Genomic DNA, 18,099 nt, shown 5'->3' on the forward strand with positions numbered 1-18,099 from the left:
TGACTCAATGGAAATTATAGCAGTTTTATCAATAGCATCCGGATGTCTGTCACTGCTTTGTTTACTGGCGCTGCACGTTGTAAGCCCTGAGTTTCAACCGAGTTGGCGGATGATCAGTGAGTACGCACTGGGTAAAAACAAAAGGCTCCTGACCGCATTTTTCTTTTTATGGGGAGCCTGTTCCATCCTGAGTTCTATACTGCTTTGGAACCTTGTTGGTACAATTTGGGCATCAATCGGGGTGATTTTACTCTTCATTTCGGGCATTGGTGCCATTATGGGCGGCCTGTTCGATATAAAACACCCTAACCATGGCCTCTCTTTTATGATCGGGGTACCCACGCTTCCGCTGGCGACCTTGCTCATTGGTTATCACTTGCTGAGCCTGGAACCCTGGTCCTCCTATCGGAGCGTTTTGTTGCTTTCTTCTCATGCTCCCTGGATCGCTTTGGTTTTGATGGCGGGAGCCATGGCTTTGTTGTTTTCGGGCTTTAAAAAAGCGGGGTACCCAATGGGGCCGGACGTCGAACCACCCGAAAAGTTGCCAGAAGGAGTAATTCCATTGGCTGGCTATGCCAACCGCTTATTGGTGCTGTGTTACCTCATCTGGCCAATTTTGGTTGCTGGTATAATAATGACTTTGTAGCAAGCCTAACCATTGCAGGAATTTTTTTGAAAAAGGATAATTCGGGTGATCCACAGGCGAGATTTTTTCGTAAGTCGCTTTGATTTGATTTTTTACACCTAACACCTAAATCTTTACGAATGAAAATCTCCAATGTTTTCACCCTGAGCCTATTGAGCTTTTTACTGAGCGCATCCTTTCTTGCTGCACAAACACCCACACTAAACAAAGAGACCACCAAAAAAATCCTTTCCGCTGTGGATGCCGGAGATCTTAATGCCTTTGCATTGTATGTTAGCCCCAATTTGGTTGAACACATGGCACCTCCTCCTGGAGTAAATGCAAGCAGCCATTTTGAGTTGGCCAAAATCATGATTTCGGGTTTTCACGTCGGTTTCCCCGATGGCAAAACCACTCCGATCAATATTGTTGCCGAAGGAAACATGGTGATTGTACACTCCCGCTACACTGGAACCAACACCGGTTCGTTTATGGGCATGCCCGCAACGAATAAAAAAGTTGATCTAGAGCAGGTAGACATTATTCGTTTTGATGCCGCTGGCAAAGGGGTGGAGCATTGGGCAGTTCTTGACCAATTGGTGATGCTTCAGCAATTGGGTGTGATTCCCAAGCAATAAAAACTTCAAAGGGTGCCATTTTGCCTTGTAAAATGGTACTCTTTACTTTTTTTTCTTACTCGATTTTGCTTTGGGATTGTACTCCAGGCATTTGTCCAACCAAAAGCCCAAAGCTTCATCCTCTTCATATGCCTCACTTTCAATCATGAGGTAACCTGGCATGGCCCGTCCGGCGTGGATCATGTGGCTGACACCAGGTTTTTCGGCCAATAGATCTGCTTCCTCAGGGCTTACTCTCGCCATAACTCCCCCTTTGTAAGTGCCAGCCAGCATTTTGTCATCTACCAAAAAACAGAGCCCACCAAACATTTTTTTCTGTTCAAAATCAATGCCTTTGATGGATAACAAGTCGGCGATGCGTTCGCCGGTGATGAGGTTGTCCATAATTTTTTTGTGACTAAAAATAATAAAAAGTGTCTGATAAAAAAAATAAAAACATAAATTTTTATTTTCCACTTTCATCCAACCACACCACCTTCTGCTCAGACCGATGCTCCTGCGCCAAAATCTCTCCGTACAACTCTGGCTTTCTTGCTTTGAGATACCTATATCCACCCGCCTGGGTCAATTTTTCCGACGTCAGCGTAGCCATGGTAAAATCATCCCCCAAAGTCCGGCATTCCGCAATCACATCCCCAAATGGATCAATAATCATCGAGCAACCATTTTTCAATTGATCGTCATCCATGCCAATCGCATTGGCAAACACCACGTAAATGCCGTTGTCATAAGCCCGGGCAGGCAACCATTTCATCAGCCAGTCCCGACCTTTCATGCCATCAAATTCCAGGCGGAGGGAGGTGGGATCATTTTCCCGGTTTTCCCAAAGTTTTGGATCAACAAATCCTGCTCCAGGGCGGGTGGATGGAGTACACATCGTAACATGGGGCATAAAAATGATGTCGGCACCCAAGAGTCGGGTTGCCCGGACATTTTCTATCACATTGTTGTCGTAACAAATCAGGATGCCACATTTCCAGCCATACAAGTCAAATACGCAGTATCCCTGGCCAGGGGTGAGGTGGGGATTGATAAAAGGATGGATTTTGTGGTATTTGGCCAGCAAGCCCGTTTTGTCCACACAAACGTAGAGCTTGTACAAATTGCCTTGTTCGTCTTTTTCAAAAAGGCCAGCAAGGATAGCGATATTGTATTGTTGGGAAATGCGAATCAAGGCCTGGGTACTCTCCCCTTCGGGAGCAAATTCGGCCACCTCCAACATTTGATCTTTGGATAAGTTTCGGGCAAAGGTATATCCGGTGATGGAGCATTCGTGAAAGGCGATGACCTGGGCACCAGCCTCGGCTGCACGAGCCGTCAGTTTTTCAATAATGGACAGGTTGTAGGTTTTGTCGCCGCTTTTGTGTTCAAATTGGGCGGTGGCGATCTTCAGGTTTTGCATGGATAAAAAAGAACTTGGTCTACGATGGATTGTCATTTTGTAGACCGGACAGGCCCATCAAATGTGGCCTGAAAGCACATTTTTATAAATCCTTTCCATGCTGATTGAGCACCCGATTGCTCTTAAATGAAATCATCAAATTCAAAAAAAATTCAACAAGCACTGACACCCCACACATATTTCGTACCTTGTGCCCAATATTCTTTCCATGCGCAAACTACTCGAAACCGAACAAAAGGCACTTGAGATCAACCTCGACCCACTCATTTACGGCACTTTTGCTGAAATTGGGGCAGGTCAGGAGGTAGCCCGCTACTTTTTCCAGGTTGGAGCGGCAGCCGGTACCATTGCCAAAACCATGTCAGCATACGACAAGGTGTATTCCGATCACATCTACGGGCCCGAGCCCAGTGGTCGATATGTCTGTGAGTCACGCCTGTACAAGATGCTCGACCACGAGTACGAGTTGATGAACACCCGCTTGCGGCAAGAACGGCCCGAATGTAGTTTTTTTGTTTTTGCTGACACCATTGCTGCCATCAATTACAGCAAAACCATCCAGGGGGATGGCTGGCTGGGCATTCGTTTCCAACTCACTCCGGAAGGGGAACCCAACGATCTGGTGTTGCACGTGCGCATGCTCGACAACGACAACAAACTCCAGCAACAAGCCATTGGCATCCTGGGTGTGAATCTCCTCTATGCCTGCTACCGCCACAATGATGACCCAGAGGAACTGCTGGAATCCCTGATCGATAGCCTGAGGGGCCGCGTCAAGATCGACATGGTGCGCCTCACTGGCCCCGATTTTGACCATGTGGACAATCGGTTGCTCAGTCTTTACCTGATCAAACACGGCCTATCCGATGTAGCCATGTTTGGCCCCGATGGGCGGAATTTGCAAGCTTCGGAGTTTTTGTACAAAAAAGATGTCTTGGTCGTTCGGGGGAGTTTCCGCCCCCCTACCCTCGTCAATATGGACATGCTCAAAACGGGTTATCAACAGTTCCGCAATGAGCCCGATGTAGATACCAAAAAGACTTACCTCCTCACCGAAATCACCCTTTCCAACCTAAAATCGGACGGGGAATTGGATGAAAAAGACTTCCTGGATCGGGCTGAATTGTTGAATGCACTGGGGCAAACGGTGATCATTTCCAATTGTGAAGAACACGCTCAATTAATCAATTACCTGGCCGACTACCGCATCAATAAAATTGGTTTGGTGCTGGGAGTGCAGTTTTTGCTGGAATTGGTCAATCGCAAATACTATGAAAACATGGATGGGCGTTTGTTGGCGGCCTTTGGTGAGTTGTTCACCAAAAATGTCAAGATCTATGTGTACCCGGCCATGCAGGAAGGCAATGAAGAATTGATGACTGCCCAAAATACCCCAGTGCCTGAAGGTGCCAAATTTTTGTACCGCCACTTAATCGACAACCAGCAAATTGTCGACATCGAAGGCTACGATCACAACATCCTGCACATTTTTTCCAAAGAAGTGCTCTCACTGGTGCGCAATGGCAATGCTGGTTTTGAAATGATGGTACCCAGCAAAGTGGCCGCGCTCATCAAGGAGAAGTTTCTCTTTGGTTATCCTTATGAACAAAAAGAATTTGAATACTGATGATAAAAGTCTTGATCCCCATTTTGATGTTTGGCCTCTGGAGCGCCAGTTGTAGTGACACCGGAAGTTCATCGCATAAACTGAACGAACAAAAATCCCAGGCAAAAGCACGAACGGCGGCACAAACCGAAGCAGCCGAGCAAGTTGATTTGGATTTGGACTACCTGATGGGGCATTTTGACCCTGCCCAGCACGCCGATTTTGCCAAAATAAGCAGCCCCTATGCCGACCGCGCAGACATGTACATGCGTAAAGACGCTTACGAAGCTTTCAAATCCATGCATGCTGCTGCACTTAAAGAGGGAATTTCCTTAAAAATCATCTCGGCAGCCCGCAATTTTGATGCTCAAAAGGGCATTTGGGAGGCCAAATGGAACGGCAGCCGGATTTTGTCTAATGGTGAAAATGCCGCTAAAGCCTACCCCCTTGCCAAAAATCGTGCAATCAAGATTATGGAATACAGTGCTATGCCCGGTGCATCCCGCCACCACTGGGGTACTGACATTGACCTGAATAACCTTTCTGATAAGTGGTTTTTACAGGGTGATGGCCAAAAAATCTATGCCTGGTTGGTCAAAAATGCGGGAAATTTTGGGTTTTGTCAGCCTTACTCTGTCAAAAACGCCGAGCGCCCTCATGGCTACAACGAAGAGAAATGGCACTGGTCTTATATGCCCGTCTCAAATAAATTGACTACTTTCGCCCGCAACTACATGAAAGACAAGCTGATTACTGGATTTTCCGGTGCCGAGACGGCAGTGGAAATTGGCGTGGTAGAAAAATATGTTTTAGGGATCAATCAGCAATGCCAATAATTTAATTGACATCAAAGTAGTGGGGCAAAAGTAAGTGCTCATTTTCCCTGAGCCAAAGAATCATGTAAGTCACTTAAAAAAACTACTTACTCATCTAATCCTTTAGCAAAATGAGCCCTTATTTTTTTATTGCCCCATATAGAGAAACCAACACGTGAACACAAAGGTATACGCATCCATCGAACAGTCGCGCGCAACGGGACAAAAGCAATTGGCGGTTCTCATCGACCCCGACCGACTACGTACCCAATCGGTAGATGCACTCATTGCCCTGGCCGAACGGGGAGTCGACTTTTTTTTCATTGGGGGCAGTTTGCTCCTGGATGCAAAAATGGAGGAATATCTAATGTTGCTGCGCCAAAACGTTCGGCAACCATTGGTCATTTTTCCGGGTAGTCCCTTACAAATTTCCGCACGCGCCGATGCCATTCTCCTACTTTCACTCATCTCGGGGCGCAATCCGGATTTACTCATTGGTCAACACGTGATTGCAGCGCCTTATCTGAAAGCTTCGGGTTTGGAGATCATTCCGACAGGCTACCTATTGATCGATGGCGGCGTGAGTACTACGGCCGCTTACATGAGCAATACCCAACCCATTCCGCCCGAAAAAATTGAAATTGCTGTTTGTACAGCCATGGCGGGAACCATGCTGGGTTTAAAGCTGTTGTACCTTGACGCTGGCAGTGGTGCACAACACCCGGTAAGTGCAGAGATGATCCAGGCAGTACGCGCAGCTGTAGAGGTTCCGCTCTTCACTGGCGGTGGAGTACGTAGCCCAGAGCTGGCTTATACCAACCTAAAGGCAGGTGCAGATCTGCTGGTGGTTGGCAATGCACTGGAAAAAGATCCAGGATTATTGATCGAAATTGCTGCGGCAGTACGTGCAGCAGGTAACGAATAACAAATGCAAGGAACAGTCATAAAGTCGACGGGGAGTTGGTACAATGTGCGAATGGAAGACGGACAAGTGTTGGAATGCCGTACGGTAGGTAAAATGCGTTTGAACGACTTGCCACTCACCAACCCCATCGCTGTCGGGGATGAAGTGGTGTTTGAAATGGAAAATGAAACGGGGAACGGTCTGATAAAAGGCATCATGCCCCGCCGCAATTACGTGGTACGCCAATCTCCTCGCCGCAAACACGATTTGCACCTTTTAGCCAGCAACATCGATCAGGCTTTGCTGGTCACCACCATTACCCAACCAAAACTCAAACAAGGTTTCATCGATCGCTTTTTGCTGATGGTAGAACCCTATGAGATCCCTACCATTATTGTCTTCAACAAAGCGGATTTGTACAACGACGAAGACCTGGAAGTATATGCATACCTGGAGGATCTTTATCAGGGCTTAGGCTACACCGTCATTTTGGCCTCAGCCATGACCGGCGATGGCGTCGCTGAGTTGAAGGCCCAATTGAAAGACAAAGTCACGATGCTGAGTGGCCAGTCGGGTGTAGGAAAGTCGAGTTTACTCAATCAGATCCAAGCCAACCTGGAATTGCGCGTAGGTGAAATTTCGGATTGGTCAGGCAAAGGGCAGCACACTACCACTTTTGCCGAAATGCATCCTCTGGACATGGGCGGGCAAATCATTGATACTCCGGGTATCAAAACCCTCAGTTTTATCCATTTGGAACCCAACCAGGTAGCCCATAATTTCCGGGAGATTTTCGCTCTATCCCCCCAATGCCGCTTCGGCGGAGCCTGCCTACACCGCAACGAACCAAAATGTGCGGTAAAAGCAGCAGTGGAAAGGGAAGAAATCAGCTCCCTACGCTATGAGAACTATTTGTACATTCTACAGGAAATTGAAGATTTGAATCATTGGGAGCGGAAGAAAGGAATGTAAGGTTAATGATCAAACATGTCTTCCACTCAGCCAATAAAACCGCCACGTGAACCACACCGCCTGGGTACTCAAAGCGATCAAAAACCCAACCCACACTCCCTTTACCCCCCATCCCAATTGGAAGGTCAGCCAATAGGCTATAGGCATGCCAAGGAGCCAATAGGCCACAAAAGATATAATTGAGGGCATTCGAGTATCCTCCATTCCCCTCAGCAATGAAATGCCTACCGATTGCATGGCATCAGAAACCTGGAACAACCCGGCAATGACGATCAATGCAGAGGCGATGTCCCAAACTTTGGAATCTTCGATAAAAGCCCTGGCAATACTGCCCGAGCCAAACATAAAACACAAGGCAGGAATCAGTACCAGTGTCACGGCTAAAAACATTGCCGAAAAGCCCGACAAGCGAATTTGGCTGTGGTTTTTTTGACCAAAAGCTTGTCCAATCCGAATCGATCCGGCCGTCCCAATGGCCATCAGCACCACAAACGTGGTACTCGCCAAAGTCATCGCTACCTGATGACCTGCAAGTGAGTATTTTCCCAAATGTCCAACCCATACCGCGCCCAAAGAATAAGCCGAATATTCTATCAAAGCTTGTCCGCTAACGGGCAAGGCCAATCCAATAAATTCCCTTGTTTTTGCCCAAATTTCATCTTTATGAATCACTGCATTCATGATCGTTTTGAATCGGGCACCGCGCCGTAAATAGACAATTAAACCGATCAGCTGAGCAACAATGGTGAGAAAGAATGAAAGCCCCAGGCCCGCTACTCCCAGTTGAGGAATGCCTCCTATACCAAAAACAAAAATCCAATTGAGGGTGCCCCCCAAAAGGGCTCCTGCCAGGGAAAATACCAAACCAACTTTGGTCATCGACAGCCCATCAATGAAGTAGATGAGGTTAAAATACAAGGACATCATGGGCAATTGAGCAATCAATATCCAAAGATAGGGCTGTGCCAATCTGGCCACATCCTGCTCATGTCCCAGGAGTTGAAAATTAAGTGCAATCACAATCAACACAATCCCTTCCACCAAGGAAAAAAGGAATGAGGTGATTCCACTCGCATATAAAATTCGTTTGACTTCAGCCGGGTCGTCTCTTTCGTCTGCCGCGGCCACTAAGGGCGAGGTCATTGACAAACCTCCGATGCCGATCAGGGCAACCAACCAAAAGATGGGGTTGGTTGCTCCGGCTGCAGCAACGTCGGTAACATTCACTTGTCCAATCATAAAAGTGCCCAAAGTAGCCAGCAACATGCTGCTCAATTCGGCCAGGGCAATAGGCAAACCTAGGTGAAAAAGGATGCGCAGTTCGGTACGGAAAGGCTGTAGGTTCATATGTACGGGTTGGCAGCGGCCAGCGTTTGTCGAATGATGGTACTTGAACAAACAAAGATCGACATAAAGTTTCATCGATCTTTGAAATTTTAGTTTCATTAGACAAACTAGCTGGTACAAGTCTCCAGACTTGTACCAACATTTTCGCGTCTCTGACGCACGGGCAACCCGGACACACCGAGCAAACACACACGTCAAAGACGTGTTGATATTGGTACAAGTCTGGAGACTTGTACCAGCGCCAGTGTCTAGAGTTAAAACTGGTCCCTCTGGCCCAAAACCCGGAACTCCTTATCTGACCCTAGCCACCGCATTATCCGTAGCTGGCACCGTACGCAAAAAAGCATAAATAGCGCTGATCTCTTCATCAGTCATTACCGTAAACTTGGGCATAGCTGCACTCAATGAGCCTCCACCCCGGCGTTTGCCAAAACGTACCGCTTCCGCAAATTCTGCTTCCGTCCATTTGCCAATACCATGCTCAGGATGTGGAGTCAGGTTGGCCGAGGGTATCTCGCGCAAATCAGTAGGATCAATCAATATGTTGCCTCCAGCCAGGTAACCTTTCGATTTTTCAGGCTCGAAGGCGTTGTTGGACGCAAAATTGGCGGAGTGACAGTTGTAACAATCTACCCCTCCATGCACCAGATAACGTCCGTAGGCTACTTTGTCCGTAACCGGTGGTGCCACAATCGGTTTTTCTGGATACGGGAAAGGTTTAAACACGGTATTGGTCAAAAACTTGGTAAAAAAGGTAGGCTGGCAAGGTGGACTTGATTTGGCAACAGGGTCCAACTGTGGTGCATCTGAACGCAAATAAGCTACAATGCTGTATATATCTTCGTCCGATAAGCGAGGAAAACCGGTCATGATGTAAGAATAAGAACCGTCACGCTTAATTCCGGTACGCAAAAAATGGATCAGTTCACCATCGGTATAACGACCTGCACCGTGGGTTTTGTCGCGGGTAATATTGCCTGAGTGCACGTAACCAAACATAGCGGGAACATCAACCATGTGTTTCCCACTTAATTTATTGCCTTCGCCTCGATGGCATTCGGCACAGATCAGGGTTACGAGGTGCTCACCTCGCTCCAGGCGAGTAGAGTCAGGTTTCACCGTTATTTTGACATCTTTAGGCTCGTAGGTAGGTACACCTCTGAATTGAATAAAAGCCGCTCCAGCAGCAACCAACAATACAACAGCAAGGACTAAAAATCCGAGTACTCGAAAAACCTTCTTCATGATTTTAGGTATTTTAGGTGAATTACAGACACGTACGAAAAGAATGAGGTTGCGGATTATGGACCTATTTTTTTGCCATAAAAAACCTCAAAAATTACGTGTTGATCCACCTGGTGATCCAAACTTGGTTAATGTGCTAAAACCGAAAAGAGGAGTCAAATAACGGATTTAAAAGTAATACTATTTCTAAATACCTTGTTAGTCTTTATATGGTCTTATTTTTGAAAGCGTAAAATTTTTGTGCCATCCCAAGCCACAATCCAGTTCGGCAGTCCGCAAAAAAGCAGCAAGTTATTGGGTAATCCTTGGAGGGGTTGGGCGTTGCCTATCGTTTCTCCCACGTAATAGCTCCCCTGTTGGCGGTACAAAAGGTATTGATCAAAAGTTTGCAACTGTTCAACACCCACCAGTGGCAAGAAGGCTTGAAACTGGGCAAAAAGATCAAAACTCAATACGCCTTGTTCAGGGTCAACGAGGTACACCCCTCTTTCATTACAAACCAACTGATTGGGACTAAAGCGGCGCCCTAAAAGCAGGCTCAAGTCCTGACTGGAGCTTTTGATGTTGCCTTGCCGATCCATCCGGTTAAGGGTGTTGAGCCCTGCATCATAAATCCAGACCTGGCGATCCCGACTCAGCGCAACCAGTGTTGGCAAGGGAAATTGTTCAGCCTTCAGGCGTATATCCGCTGTAACATTGAGGGTCCGGTCCAAAAAAATAAGGGTCTGATAATCCGGGTAATACAACAGGATATCGAAGGGATCGCTGACATCTATTTTGCTCAAGTTGCCCAAATAACGGTTGCTGAATTCAAAAAGCACCTTGCCTTGTTCAGTACACTTGTACAAGACCTGACGCGGTGAAACGAAATAAATTTGTTTGAGTTTATCGCTGCCCAACACCTGAACCTGAGCATCAAAACTGTAGGCCAAAGGGATACTGTCTACCTTTTGGGCAAGGGCCAGATGGTCCAAAAAAAAGAAAACAAGGCAAACCAATAAAGACCTAAGGGCCAAAGACCTGTCCTTGAGGGTTTTCAAAAAACTGTATTTCCAGATTTTCACCATCGAATACTGCGTAAGAATTGTAATGCAACCATTCACCCAAATTGATATAACGACTCTTTCCATTTTTTAGCACACAATCGATGGGCAAATGCCGGTGACCAAAGATGTAAAAATCAGCAGGTTTGCGCTCCAGTTGGTCATTGATATAAACGAGTAGCCATTCATTTTCAGGGCCTAAAAACTGCGCCTGCGGAGGATGTACACTGCGGCTTCGACCTGACCAAAATTGGGCCACCCCCATGCCAAAATTGGGATGTAAACGGGCAAAACACCATTGAAAAAAAGGGTTGGCAAAAATATGTTTGAGCATTTTGTAACCGTAGTCTCCGGGGCCAAGGCCATCACCGTGGCCAATCAAAAAGCTTTTCCCATTGATTTCTCTCATGATGGGTTGTCGATGAATCGGAATACCAAATTCATCCTCAAAATAGCGAAACATCCACATATCGTGATTCCCCGTAAAAAACTGAATGGGGATACCTGCGTCGCGCAACTCAGCTAGTTTGCCCAAAAATCGGGTATACCCTTTTGGAATGACTCTTTTGTATTCAAACCAAAAATCGAATAAATCTCCAACCAGAAAAATCTCCTGAGCATCTACGCTGATTTGATCCAACCAGCGCAACAATTGCCGCTCTCTTTCCTGGCTACTGTATTTTCCGGGCACCCCGAGGTGAAAATCAGAGGCGAAATAAGTTTTTTGCATAAGGCATTAATTCTGCATTTTTGTTGCCACAAAATAATGAAACAATGGATTTAAATCTTCAGGGCAAAAACGCGCTCGTCAGTGGCAGCAGCAAAGGAATTGGTAAGGCCATCGCCATTGAGCTGGCCAAACTAGGCGCAAATGTAACACTTATGGCGCGCTCTGCGGAGTTATTGGCAGAAGTTGTACAGGAATTGGAGCAAAATCACCCACATCAACAGCATGATTTTTTGGTAGCTGATTTTAACAAGCGGGAAGAATTGCACCAACGGGTCCACGGTTTGGTGACTTTAAAGCCCATTCATATCCTGGTCAACAATACCGGAGGGCCCAATGGCGGTGCCATTCTGGACGCCAAACCAGAACAATTCCTCGAAGCTTTCCAAAATCACGTCCTGTGTAACCACCTCCTGGCTCAATTGGTCATCCCTCAAATGAAGGCAGCAGGCTTTGGTCGCATCGTAAACATCGTTTCTACTTCAGTGAGGGTACCTCTCGACAATTTGGGGGTTTCCAATACTACCCGTGGGGCGGTAGCCTCCTGGGCAAAGACCCTTGCTAACGAAATTGCTGCCACTGGCATCACCGTAAACAATGTTTTACCTGGTTTCACCAAAACTGAACGACTGGAAGAAGTCCTCGGAGGAGCTGCCCAACGCAAAGGCATTTCCCTTGAACAAGAGATGGATCAAGCCCGGGAAACCATCCCCGCCAAACGTTTTGGCACGCCTGAAGAAATTGCCTCAGTTGCCGCTTTTTTGTGTACACCTGCCGCTGCTTACGTGACAGGTACCAGTATCTTGGTTGACGGGGGAAGAACGCGAGTCATTTAGCGATCAGCTGTCAGCAATCAGCCCTCAGCCTTGTTGTTGCAGATTGCTGAGGGCTGATTGCTGACAGCTATGAGCCACCTACCCTGCACCCGGTATTTTATATTATTATCATTAAAAATGCTAGGGAGAACCAGAAAGGTTTTTTATATTTGCAGAGCTAATTACTCTCCTAGCTCTTGTTTTTAAGTCTTGCACAGGATTCATGCTCATGAAAAGGCCAGTCGGACCTTTGTAAAGGTTTCCTAATTAATCTGGTTGTTATTTCGTCATTTTTTTCACAATCATAATACCCATGATTCGGCTATTTATATCCGTGCTACTAACAGGTTGTTATCTCTTCGCGTCAGCTCAAACTGCGCGCATCATTAACCAGACCGAGTCTGCCTATTTGCTTTTTGAAGCGGAAGCTTTCGCTGACAATCAAGCAAGCGGACAAGGCCAAACGGCTAATTGGGAGATAAAACAAGATGGGAATACCAAAGGTGTCACCACTACTGCTGACCGCAACTTTCCCAATCTTGACTACAATGCATCCAAGCTCGTTTACCACATTCAGGTGACCAACAGTGGTAACTATACCATGTACTTCAGCCGCAAACTTTCCGCACCAACGGCAAGTTTTGTACTGCCTCGAATCAACGAAGCTGCAGCCAATAACATTCGTCGCCGGGTAACTGCAACAGGCGGTCCTGACTCGAAGTACGTTTGGCAAAACTCTCGCCGCACCTTTTTCTTTAATGCCAATACCCTTTATACTTTGGTTTTGTTGCCCGAAGCAACCCGCAACATGACCATTGACAAGTTGTTGTTCCACCGGGATGAAACCCTGGAGGATGCCTCTTTGTCAAAAGCGGTATTAAAAGTTACAGAACCCACCAACGAATCCATCAAAGGGCTTTTGGCCTACAACTTGCCAGAGATGGGGCAAGGCAAACCATGGTCTTTGAGCACCAGCAAATCAACGGGGGCAAAAGTGGTGGATAACCCTGCCAATGCCAAAGGATATTTCCCTTATTCGGGTAAGTCTTTCATCGAACTGGAACGGGTCAACGGAAAAGCTCGTTTGGTCATGGAGCCGTTAAATTATTCGACTTGCTTCATGTTCTTTGGCGATTTGGCCCTGAACCTGAAAGTGATGTCTCCCAACGAATTTGTCAGTCCATTGGATACGGTAAAAGTATGGGCTGAACTGGAGGGGCTTTTTTCTCAAAGGGTTCAATTGGCCGAATATACTGGCCTGAACATGACCTACCAGAACATTGAAGCCAAAGCGCCAAATAGTGTGGCGTTTTACAATAAGATCACCTACATCGTTGAGTTTTCAGGTGAAGGAGATGAAAAACTTTGGTTGGACGACATGTCGGTACAATTCCAAAGCACCGCCTTTAACTTCTTGATCCCACCCGCTGATTTATCAATCGTGGAGGATACACTTATTTTAGGCGCACCATTTTATACCTTCTCTATCCGTGGAAACCTGACGGATACCATGGTCAAAAATTCAACGTTCTTCTGGAGCTTCAAAGGCTTGAGAGATACGGTGGTGAAGTCAAAAGACACCCTGCGGTATGTTTTTCCAAGAACTGGGTTTTACGATTTGACACTGACCCTGCGTACTCGGTCTTTCATCGATCCAAGCTGCGACAGTGTTACCACTATCGTTTCCAAGACGATCTTTGTACCTCAGTTTGATCCCAAAAAGCTCGATCCTCCGAAACCACCAAAGGATACGGTAGTTACACCACCTAAAGATACCGTCGTAACACCGCCTAAAGACACGGTGGTCACTCCTCCAAAAGATACCATCACGAATCCTGGAGATACTACGATCGTCATTGGTGGCCCTGGTGATACCGTGGTTACCAATCCACCGGACACCATCGTTACACCTCCAAAGGATACAGTCGTAACACCTCCTAAAGACACGGTGGTCACTCCGCCTAAAGATACGGTGGTGACTCCTCCGAAGGATACCATAGTAACACCTCCTGTTGATACTATCGATACCGGAAATCCAGATATTCCTTTGGATGTCGCTCCTGAAGGACTCAAGGTTTATCCAAACCCGACTACGGACTTATTGATCATCCAGACCGATAATTACGTCAAGCTCTTTTATGACTTGACCAACTCGCGAGGGCAATCCTTGTACAAAGGACAATTTGTACAACAGATTCTACTTTCGATAGGCTCCGAACCGACTGGATTCTATTTCTTGCGAATAACCGACGCAAAAGGGAACCAGATTGGTAGTGTCCAAAAAATTGTCAAACGATAACCAATAGGCACTTTACAACAAGTAATGCCAATTAATAAGCCCCCTGTTCGATATGAGCAGGGGGCTTTGCTTTTTCTTTGCGTTTAGATTTTCACCATGGGCTTATACCAACTAGGTATTTATTGCCATTCCTCTACAATGGGCGAATTAAAGGAGTACAACAGCAGGTCGTGGGTGGTGACCAGGCCAATCAACCGATCATCTTCTACAACTGGAATGGCGTGGAATTGATTGGCTAAAAAAATATCTGCGGCTAACCCGATGGTATCTTCTGATTCCAACGTAAGGGGATGTTCTGTCATCAAGTCCTTGGCACAAAGTACTTCGTATTCTTTCTCGGACCAGGTGCGGCCTGTAGTCTGTAGAGAAAGTACATAAGCGACTTTATAAAAATCCTGCTTGCTGATGATGCCAAGCAGTTTGTCATTTGCTTCTACTACGGGCAGGTGATGAAACTCGTTTTGGTCAAATATCGCTTTGATCTGATATGCGCTGGCCATAGGGCCGACGGTAACCAATTTGGAGGTCATTACTTCATTGATGGGTCGATTCGGATTCATAATACATGTGGATTGGGTGAAACAGAAAAGGAACCATGCTTAAATTTTTAAGTGTTCCTCCAGATTCTCATTCGTCACAAATCAAAATTACACAGCCCGTTCCTGGCTTGCACTGAGCAGTGTCAAACCTTGATGGTGATATTTATCAGATGAAATGGATTGAAAAAAGCTAGCGATCAAACGCCTTTAGGGCTTTCACGGTATTGCAACAATTCATTCAATACGGTACCCAATTCCTCAACAGAAGGGACTATTTTTTGGAAGATAATTTTGTCATCCAATAAAAGGGCGGGAATGCCTGAAATGCCATAGCTGAGGATCTCATTCACGTTACTAATTTCCAGTAACTCTACCTCTAAATCCAAGGCCTCCAATGCAGCCAAAAGATTGGCCTTTAAAGCGCGGTCTTTAGCCGAGCCTATCCCTAACAACTTGATTTGGGCCTTGCTTGATTTCTCCATCGCGTATCGTTCAAATATTGTTCTTCTCATGGCATTGCTACTCTACCTGTGCAAGATCAGGGTTCTCTGTTTTTTTGTGAATGACTTTTGTCATCGGATTCAGTGACATATTAAGTCATTACCGAAAGAATACTTATCTTACCTTCACGACACAAAATTATCATTGGTTTGGACTGGATAATTGCACATCAACACGATTCTGAAGCAGCCTTACGTTTGAAGGCCATCATCAAAACAGCTACAGATGGCATCATCATCATCGATGAGAGTGGGATCATTGAACTCGTGAACGAGGCCGCGGCACGTTTATTCGCTTATTCCGAAGAAGAATTGGTTGGCCAAAACATCCGTATGCTCATGCCGAATCCCCACCGGGATGCTCACGATACTTACATCCAAAACTACATCCAAACCGGGGTGAAGAAAATCATCGGCATTGGCCGGGAAGTAATGGGCTTGCGCAAAGACCTCAGTACCTTCCCTCTCCGACTCAGCATCAGTGAAGTTCAACTGCCGGAGAGGATGGTGTTTACGGGTATTTTGCACGATTTGAGCGCTGAAAAAGCCGCCGAAGCGCGCATCAAAGAACTCAATCAGCACCTGGAAGAGGAAGTACATCGGCGTACCGAAGAATTGGCCACTACGATCAATAAGTTGCTGAATACCAATAACCAACTGGAATTTGAAATTCAGGAACGCAAAGTAGCGGAAGCCACTTTACGCAAAAACGAACAGGAGCTGCGCAAAGCCATTGAAAAAGAACGCGAGTTAAACACACTTAAATCAAGGTTTGTGTCGATGGCTTCCCACGAGTTTCGTACACCTTTGAGTACCATCCTGTCTTCCGCAGATTTGTTGGAGATGTATACCAGTGAAGACCAACAAGACAAAAGGCTGCGGCATACCACCCGCATCAAATCTGCGGTCAACAACCTGATCAGTATTCTGAATGATTTTTTGTCCTTGAGCAAACTCGAAGAAGGAAAAATCTCCATTACACCGGTCGAATTCAACCTGGAAGAATTTTGCGATGAAGTAATGGACGATGTTCAAGCCCTCCTGAAACCAGGCCAAATTCTCCAACACCATGGGGTTAGCCCAGATACGGTGATTATACTGGACAAAAAGATGCTGAAAAATGTATTCATCAATCTTTTTTCCAATGCCATCAAATATTCAGAGCCGGGCAAAACCATCGATTGTTATGTCACCATTGAAAACAATGAATTGAACATCAGTATCCAGGATCATGGCATTGGTATTCCCGAGGAAGAACAACAACATTTGTTCACCCGCTTTTTTCGGGCCCACAACGCCGAAAACATTCCAGGGACTGGCTTAGGATTAAATATTGTCAAACGTTATGTGGAATTGATGAGCGGACGTATTCATTTTGAAAGTACCTTGGGTGAAGGCACCACCTTCCACGTTCACATTCCCTTATCTTTATAGTATGACGCAAAAAATTACTTCCCGATTTTTTTAGAGGCTTTTGAATAGGAAGCTCACTTAAAATGAAGCGTTCGACTTCCTATTCAAAACCCAAATCGGGAACTTAATTTTTCTGCGTTACATAAAACACCACAACGATGAATAAGCAAAAAATTCTGGTCATTGAAGACAACCAGGAAGTACGCGAAAACCTGGAGGAAATCCTTGAACTCTCCGGGTATGAGGTGCATCTGGCCGAGGACGGTACTGTGGGTGTAGATGCAGCCCAAAGGGTCAAACCTGACCTGATTCTTTGTGATGTAATGATGCCCAAACTGGATGGTTTTGGTGTACTCAATATTCTGGGCAAACGCCCCGAAACTGCAGCAATTCCTTTTGTGTTTTTGACAGCTAAAACGGAAAGAGTTGATTTCCGGCGAGGTATGAACCTTGGCGCGGACGACTACATTACCAAGCCTTTTTTTAAAGATGAATTGCTGGCTGTTATCGAAACTCGTCTGAAAAAAAGCGAACACCTGCGCAAACAGTTCGACCGCACTGAACAAGGCATCACTGCTTTCATCAACGCCGCTAAAGGTTACGAAGAACTCAAAAAACTATCCGACAACCGCAAGATCAAGCACTACAAAAAGCGGGATCTGGTTTATGAGGAAGGTGATTACCCACGTTATCTCTATTTTGTCAAAAGTGGCAAGGTAAAGGTTTTTAAAACCAACGAAAGTGGCAAGGAATACATCATCGACATCTACACCGAAGGTGATTTCATCGGTTATGTCGATTTGATCAAAGACAGCACTTATGATGATTCGGCGGCGGCCCTGGAAGATGCCGAAGTGAGCCTCATCCCCAAAGAAGACTTCACCGCCCTGCTCCACGCCAATCGGGATGTTTCTTCCCAATTGATCAAAATGTTGGCCAACAACATCGCCGAAAAAGAAGAACAACTCCTGCAATTGGCCTACAACTCCGTGCGCAAACGGGTAGCCGACGCAGTCTTACTGCTCGCCGAAAAAGAAGGCAAGGACGAAATCAACGTCTTGCGCGATGACCTGGCTCGCATTGTCGGTACAGCCAAAGAAAGTGTAATCCGTATGCTCACTGAATTCAAGCAGGATGGCTATATCGACATCACCGATGGGATGATTACGATTCGGGATAAGAAGAAATTGATGAATATGCCAGCTTAGG

18 protein-coding genes are annotated in these 18,099 nt (G+C 46.2%); 10 read left to right on the forward strand and 8 right to left on the reverse strand.

The features are described from left to right. Positions 1-7 precede the first annotated feature (7 nt). Both ACO08K_RS02000 and ACO08K_RS02005 read left to right on the forward strand, forming a co-directional pair. The gene (locus ACO08K_RS02000) at positions 8-646 is read left to right on the forward strand and encodes a DUF998 domain-containing protein (protein ID WP_421794713.1); all 639 of its coding nucleotides are present in this window, start codon (positions 8-10) and stop codon (positions 644-646) included. Positions 647-765: 119 nt separating this feature from the next. Further along, on the forward strand, positions 766-1,263 hold the full coding sequence (locus ACO08K_RS02005; protein ID WP_421794714.1) for an ester cyclase: 498 nt from the start codon (positions 766-768) through the stop codon (positions 1,261-1,263). A 42-nt stretch (positions 1,264-1,305) separates the two neighbouring features. Here the strand turns inward: ACO08K_RS02005 and ACO08K_RS02010 are convergent, their stop codons facing one another. Both ACO08K_RS02010 and ACO08K_RS02015 read right to left on the reverse strand, forming a co-directional pair. Next, complete coding sequence (locus ACO08K_RS02010) at positions 1,306-1,647, reverse strand: TfoX/Sxy family protein (protein WP_421794715.1); 342 nt, start codon at positions 1,645-1,647, stop codon at positions 1,306-1,308. 61 nt (positions 1,648-1,708) lie between these two features. Beyond that, positions 1,709-2,665 (reverse strand): nitrilase family protein, encoded by a 957-nt coding sequence (locus tag ACO08K_RS02015; protein WP_421794716.1) that lies wholly within the window; start codon positions 2,663-2,665, stop codon positions 1,709-1,711. Between the two features lie 208 nt (positions 2,666-2,873). On the opposite strand from ACO08K_RS02015, the gene ACO08K_RS02020 reads away from it, so the two are divergent. From ACO08K_RS02020 to rsgA, 4 genes are all read left to right on the forward strand, one after another. After that, a complete protein-coding gene (locus tag ACO08K_RS02020; protein WP_421794717.1) occupies positions 2,874-4,292 on the forward strand; it encodes a TonB-dependent receptor in 1,419 nt (472 codons plus the stop codon). After that, positions 4,292-5,107: a M15 family metallopeptidase gene (locus tag ACO08K_RS02025; protein WP_421794718.1), complete on the forward strand. Its 816-nt coding sequence runs from the start codon at positions 4,292-4,294 to the stop codon at positions 5,105-5,107. Before ACO08K_RS02020 ends, ACO08K_RS02025 begins: the two co-directional genes overlap by 1 nt. Positions 5,108-5,261: 154 nt before the next feature. Then, a complete protein-coding gene (locus tag ACO08K_RS02030) occupies positions 5,262-6,011 on the forward strand; it encodes a geranylgeranylglyceryl/heptaprenylglyceryl phosphate synthase (protein ID WP_421794719.1) in 750 nt (249 codons plus the stop codon). A gap of 3 nt (positions 6,012-6,014) precedes the next feature. After that, positions 6,015-6,962, forward strand: a complete 948-nt coding sequence (rsgA, locus tag ACO08K_RS02035) for a ribosome small subunit-dependent GTPase A (RefSeq protein ID WP_421794720.1) — start codon at positions 6,015-6,017, stop codon at positions 6,960-6,962. A 9-nt stretch (positions 6,963-6,971) separates the two neighbouring features. Here the strand turns inward: rsgA and ACO08K_RS02040 are convergent, their stop codons facing one another. The 4 genes from ACO08K_RS02040 to ACO08K_RS02055 form a co-directional block, all read right to left on the reverse strand. After that, positions 6,972-8,384 carry an MATE family efflux transporter gene (locus tag ACO08K_RS02040; RefSeq protein ID WP_421794721.1) on the reverse strand — a complete coding sequence of 471 codons (1,413 nt, stop codon included), beginning with the start codon at positions 8,382-8,384 and terminating at the stop codon, positions 6,972-6,974. A 216-nt stretch (positions 8,385-8,600) separates the two neighbouring features. Continuing rightward, entirely contained in the window at positions 8,601-9,554 is a 954-nt protein-coding gene (locus ACO08K_RS02045; RefSeq protein ID WP_421794722.1) for a c-type cytochrome, read from the reverse strand. 215 nt (positions 9,555-9,769) lie between these two features. Next, entirely contained in the window at positions 9,770-10,528 is a 759-nt protein-coding gene (locus ACO08K_RS02050; RefSeq protein WP_421794723.1) for a hypothetical protein, read from the reverse strand. A gap of 31 nt (positions 10,529-10,559) precedes the next feature. Further along, positions 10,560-11,327, reverse strand: a complete 768-nt coding sequence (locus ACO08K_RS02055; RefSeq protein WP_421794724.1) for a UDP-2,3-diacylglucosamine diphosphatase — start codon at positions 11,325-11,327, stop codon at positions 10,560-10,562. Between the two features lie 44 nt (positions 11,328-11,371). Between ACO08K_RS02055 and ACO08K_RS02060 the strand changes: the two genes are divergently transcribed. Together ACO08K_RS02060 and ACO08K_RS02065 are read left to right on the forward strand one after the other, a co-directional pair. After that, positions 11,372-12,160, forward strand: coding sequence for an SDR family oxidoreductase (locus tag ACO08K_RS02060; RefSeq protein WP_421794725.1), 789 nt, complete (start codon positions 11,372-11,374; stop codon positions 12,158-12,160). A gap of 292 nt (positions 12,161-12,452) precedes the next feature. After that, positions 12,453-14,438: a T9SS type A sorting domain-containing protein gene (locus tag ACO08K_RS02065; protein WP_421794726.1), complete on the forward strand. Its 1,986-nt coding sequence runs from the start codon at positions 12,453-12,455 to the stop codon at positions 14,436-14,438. 119 nt (positions 14,439-14,557) lie between these two features. Here ACO08K_RS02065 and ACO08K_RS02070 read toward each other — a convergent pair whose 3' ends face one another. Beyond that, the gene (locus tag ACO08K_RS02070; protein WP_421794727.1) at positions 14,558-14,998 is read right to left on the reverse strand and encodes an HPP family protein; all 441 of its coding nucleotides are present in this window, start codon (positions 14,996-14,998) and stop codon (positions 14,558-14,560) included. A 176-nt stretch (positions 14,999-15,174) separates the two neighbouring features. Beyond that, the gene (locus ACO08K_RS02075) at positions 15,175-15,489 is read right to left on the reverse strand and encodes a thioredoxin family protein (protein WP_421794728.1); all 315 of its coding nucleotides are present in this window, start codon (positions 15,487-15,489) and stop codon (positions 15,175-15,177) included. Between the two features lie 138 nt (positions 15,490-15,627). Here ACO08K_RS02075 and ACO08K_RS02080 point away from each other — a divergent pair, with 138 nt between their 5' ends. Both ACO08K_RS02080 and ACO08K_RS02085 read left to right on the forward strand, forming a co-directional pair. Beyond that, positions 15,628-16,911: an ATP-binding protein gene (locus ACO08K_RS02080; protein ID WP_421794729.1), complete on the forward strand. Its 1,284-nt coding sequence runs from the start codon at positions 15,628-15,630 to the stop codon at positions 16,909-16,911. Positions 16,912-17,048: 137 nt separating this feature from the next. After that, on the forward strand, positions 17,049-18,098 hold the full coding sequence (locus ACO08K_RS02085) for a response regulator (protein WP_421794730.1): 1,050 nt from the start codon (positions 17,049-17,051) through the stop codon (positions 18,096-18,098). The last annotated feature ends 1 nt before the right edge of the window (position 18,099 follow it).

This window comes from Haliscomenobacter sp., assembly GCF_965225875.1.
Lineage (GTDB): Bacteria > Bacteroidota > Bacteroidia > Chitinophagales > Saprospiraceae > Haliscomenobacter.

Bases quoted from the DNA above. Each gene is read 5' to 3' on its own strand.
- ACO08K_RS02000 (WP_421794713.1), top strand. From the start codon at position 8: ATGGAAATTATAGCAGTTTTATCAATAGCATCCGGATGTCTGTCACTG.
- ACO08K_RS02005 (WP_421794714.1), top strand. From the start codon at position 766: ATGAAAATCTCCAATGTTTTCACCCTGAGCCTATTGAGCTTTTTACTG.
- ACO08K_RS02010 (WP_421794715.1), bottom strand. From the start codon at position 1,647: ATGGACAACCTCATCACCGGCGAACGCATCGCCGACTTGTTATCCATC.
- ACO08K_RS02015 (WP_421794716.1), bottom strand. From the start codon at position 2,665: ATGCAAAACCTGAAGATCGCCACCGCCCAATTTGAACACAAAAGCGGC.
- ACO08K_RS02020 (WP_421794717.1), top strand. From the start codon at position 2,874: ATGCGCAAACTACTCGAAACCGAACAAAAGGCACTTGAGATCAACCTC.
- ACO08K_RS02025 (WP_421794718.1), top strand. From the start codon at position 4,292: ATGATAAAAGTCTTGATCCCCATTTTGATGTTTGGCCTCTGGAGCGCC.
- rsgA (WP_421794720.1), top strand. From the start codon at position 6,015: ATGCAAGGAACAGTCATAAAGTCGACGGGGAGTTGGTACAATGTGCGA.
- ACO08K_RS02040 (WP_421794721.1), bottom strand. From the start codon at position 8,384: ATGAAACTTTATGTCGATCTTTGTTTGTTCAAGTACCATCATTCGACA.
- ACO08K_RS02045 (WP_421794722.1), bottom strand. From the start codon at position 9,554: ATGAAGAAGGTTTTTCGAGTACTCGGATTTTTAGTCCTTGCTGTTGTA.
- ACO08K_RS02055 (WP_421794724.1), bottom strand. From the start codon at position 11,327: ATGCAAAAAACTTATTTCGCCTCTGATTTTCACCTCGGGGTGCCCGGA.
- ACO08K_RS02060 (WP_421794725.1), top strand. From the start codon at position 11,372: ATGGATTTAAATCTTCAGGGCAAAAACGCGCTCGTCAGTGGCAGCAGC.
- ACO08K_RS02065 (WP_421794726.1), top strand. From the start codon at position 12,453: ATGATTCGGCTATTTATATCCGTGCTACTAACAGGTTGTTATCTCTTC.
- ACO08K_RS02070 (WP_421794727.1), bottom strand. From the start codon at position 14,998: ATGAATCCGAATCGACCCATCAATGAAGTAATGACCTCCAAATTGGTT.
- ACO08K_RS02075 (WP_421794728.1), bottom strand. From the start codon at position 15,489: ATGAGAAGAACAATATTTGAACGATACGCGATGGAGAAATCAAGCAAG.
- ACO08K_RS02085 (WP_421794730.1), top strand. From the start codon at position 17,049: ATGAATAAGCAAAAAATTCTGGTCATTGAAGACAACCAGGAAGTACGC.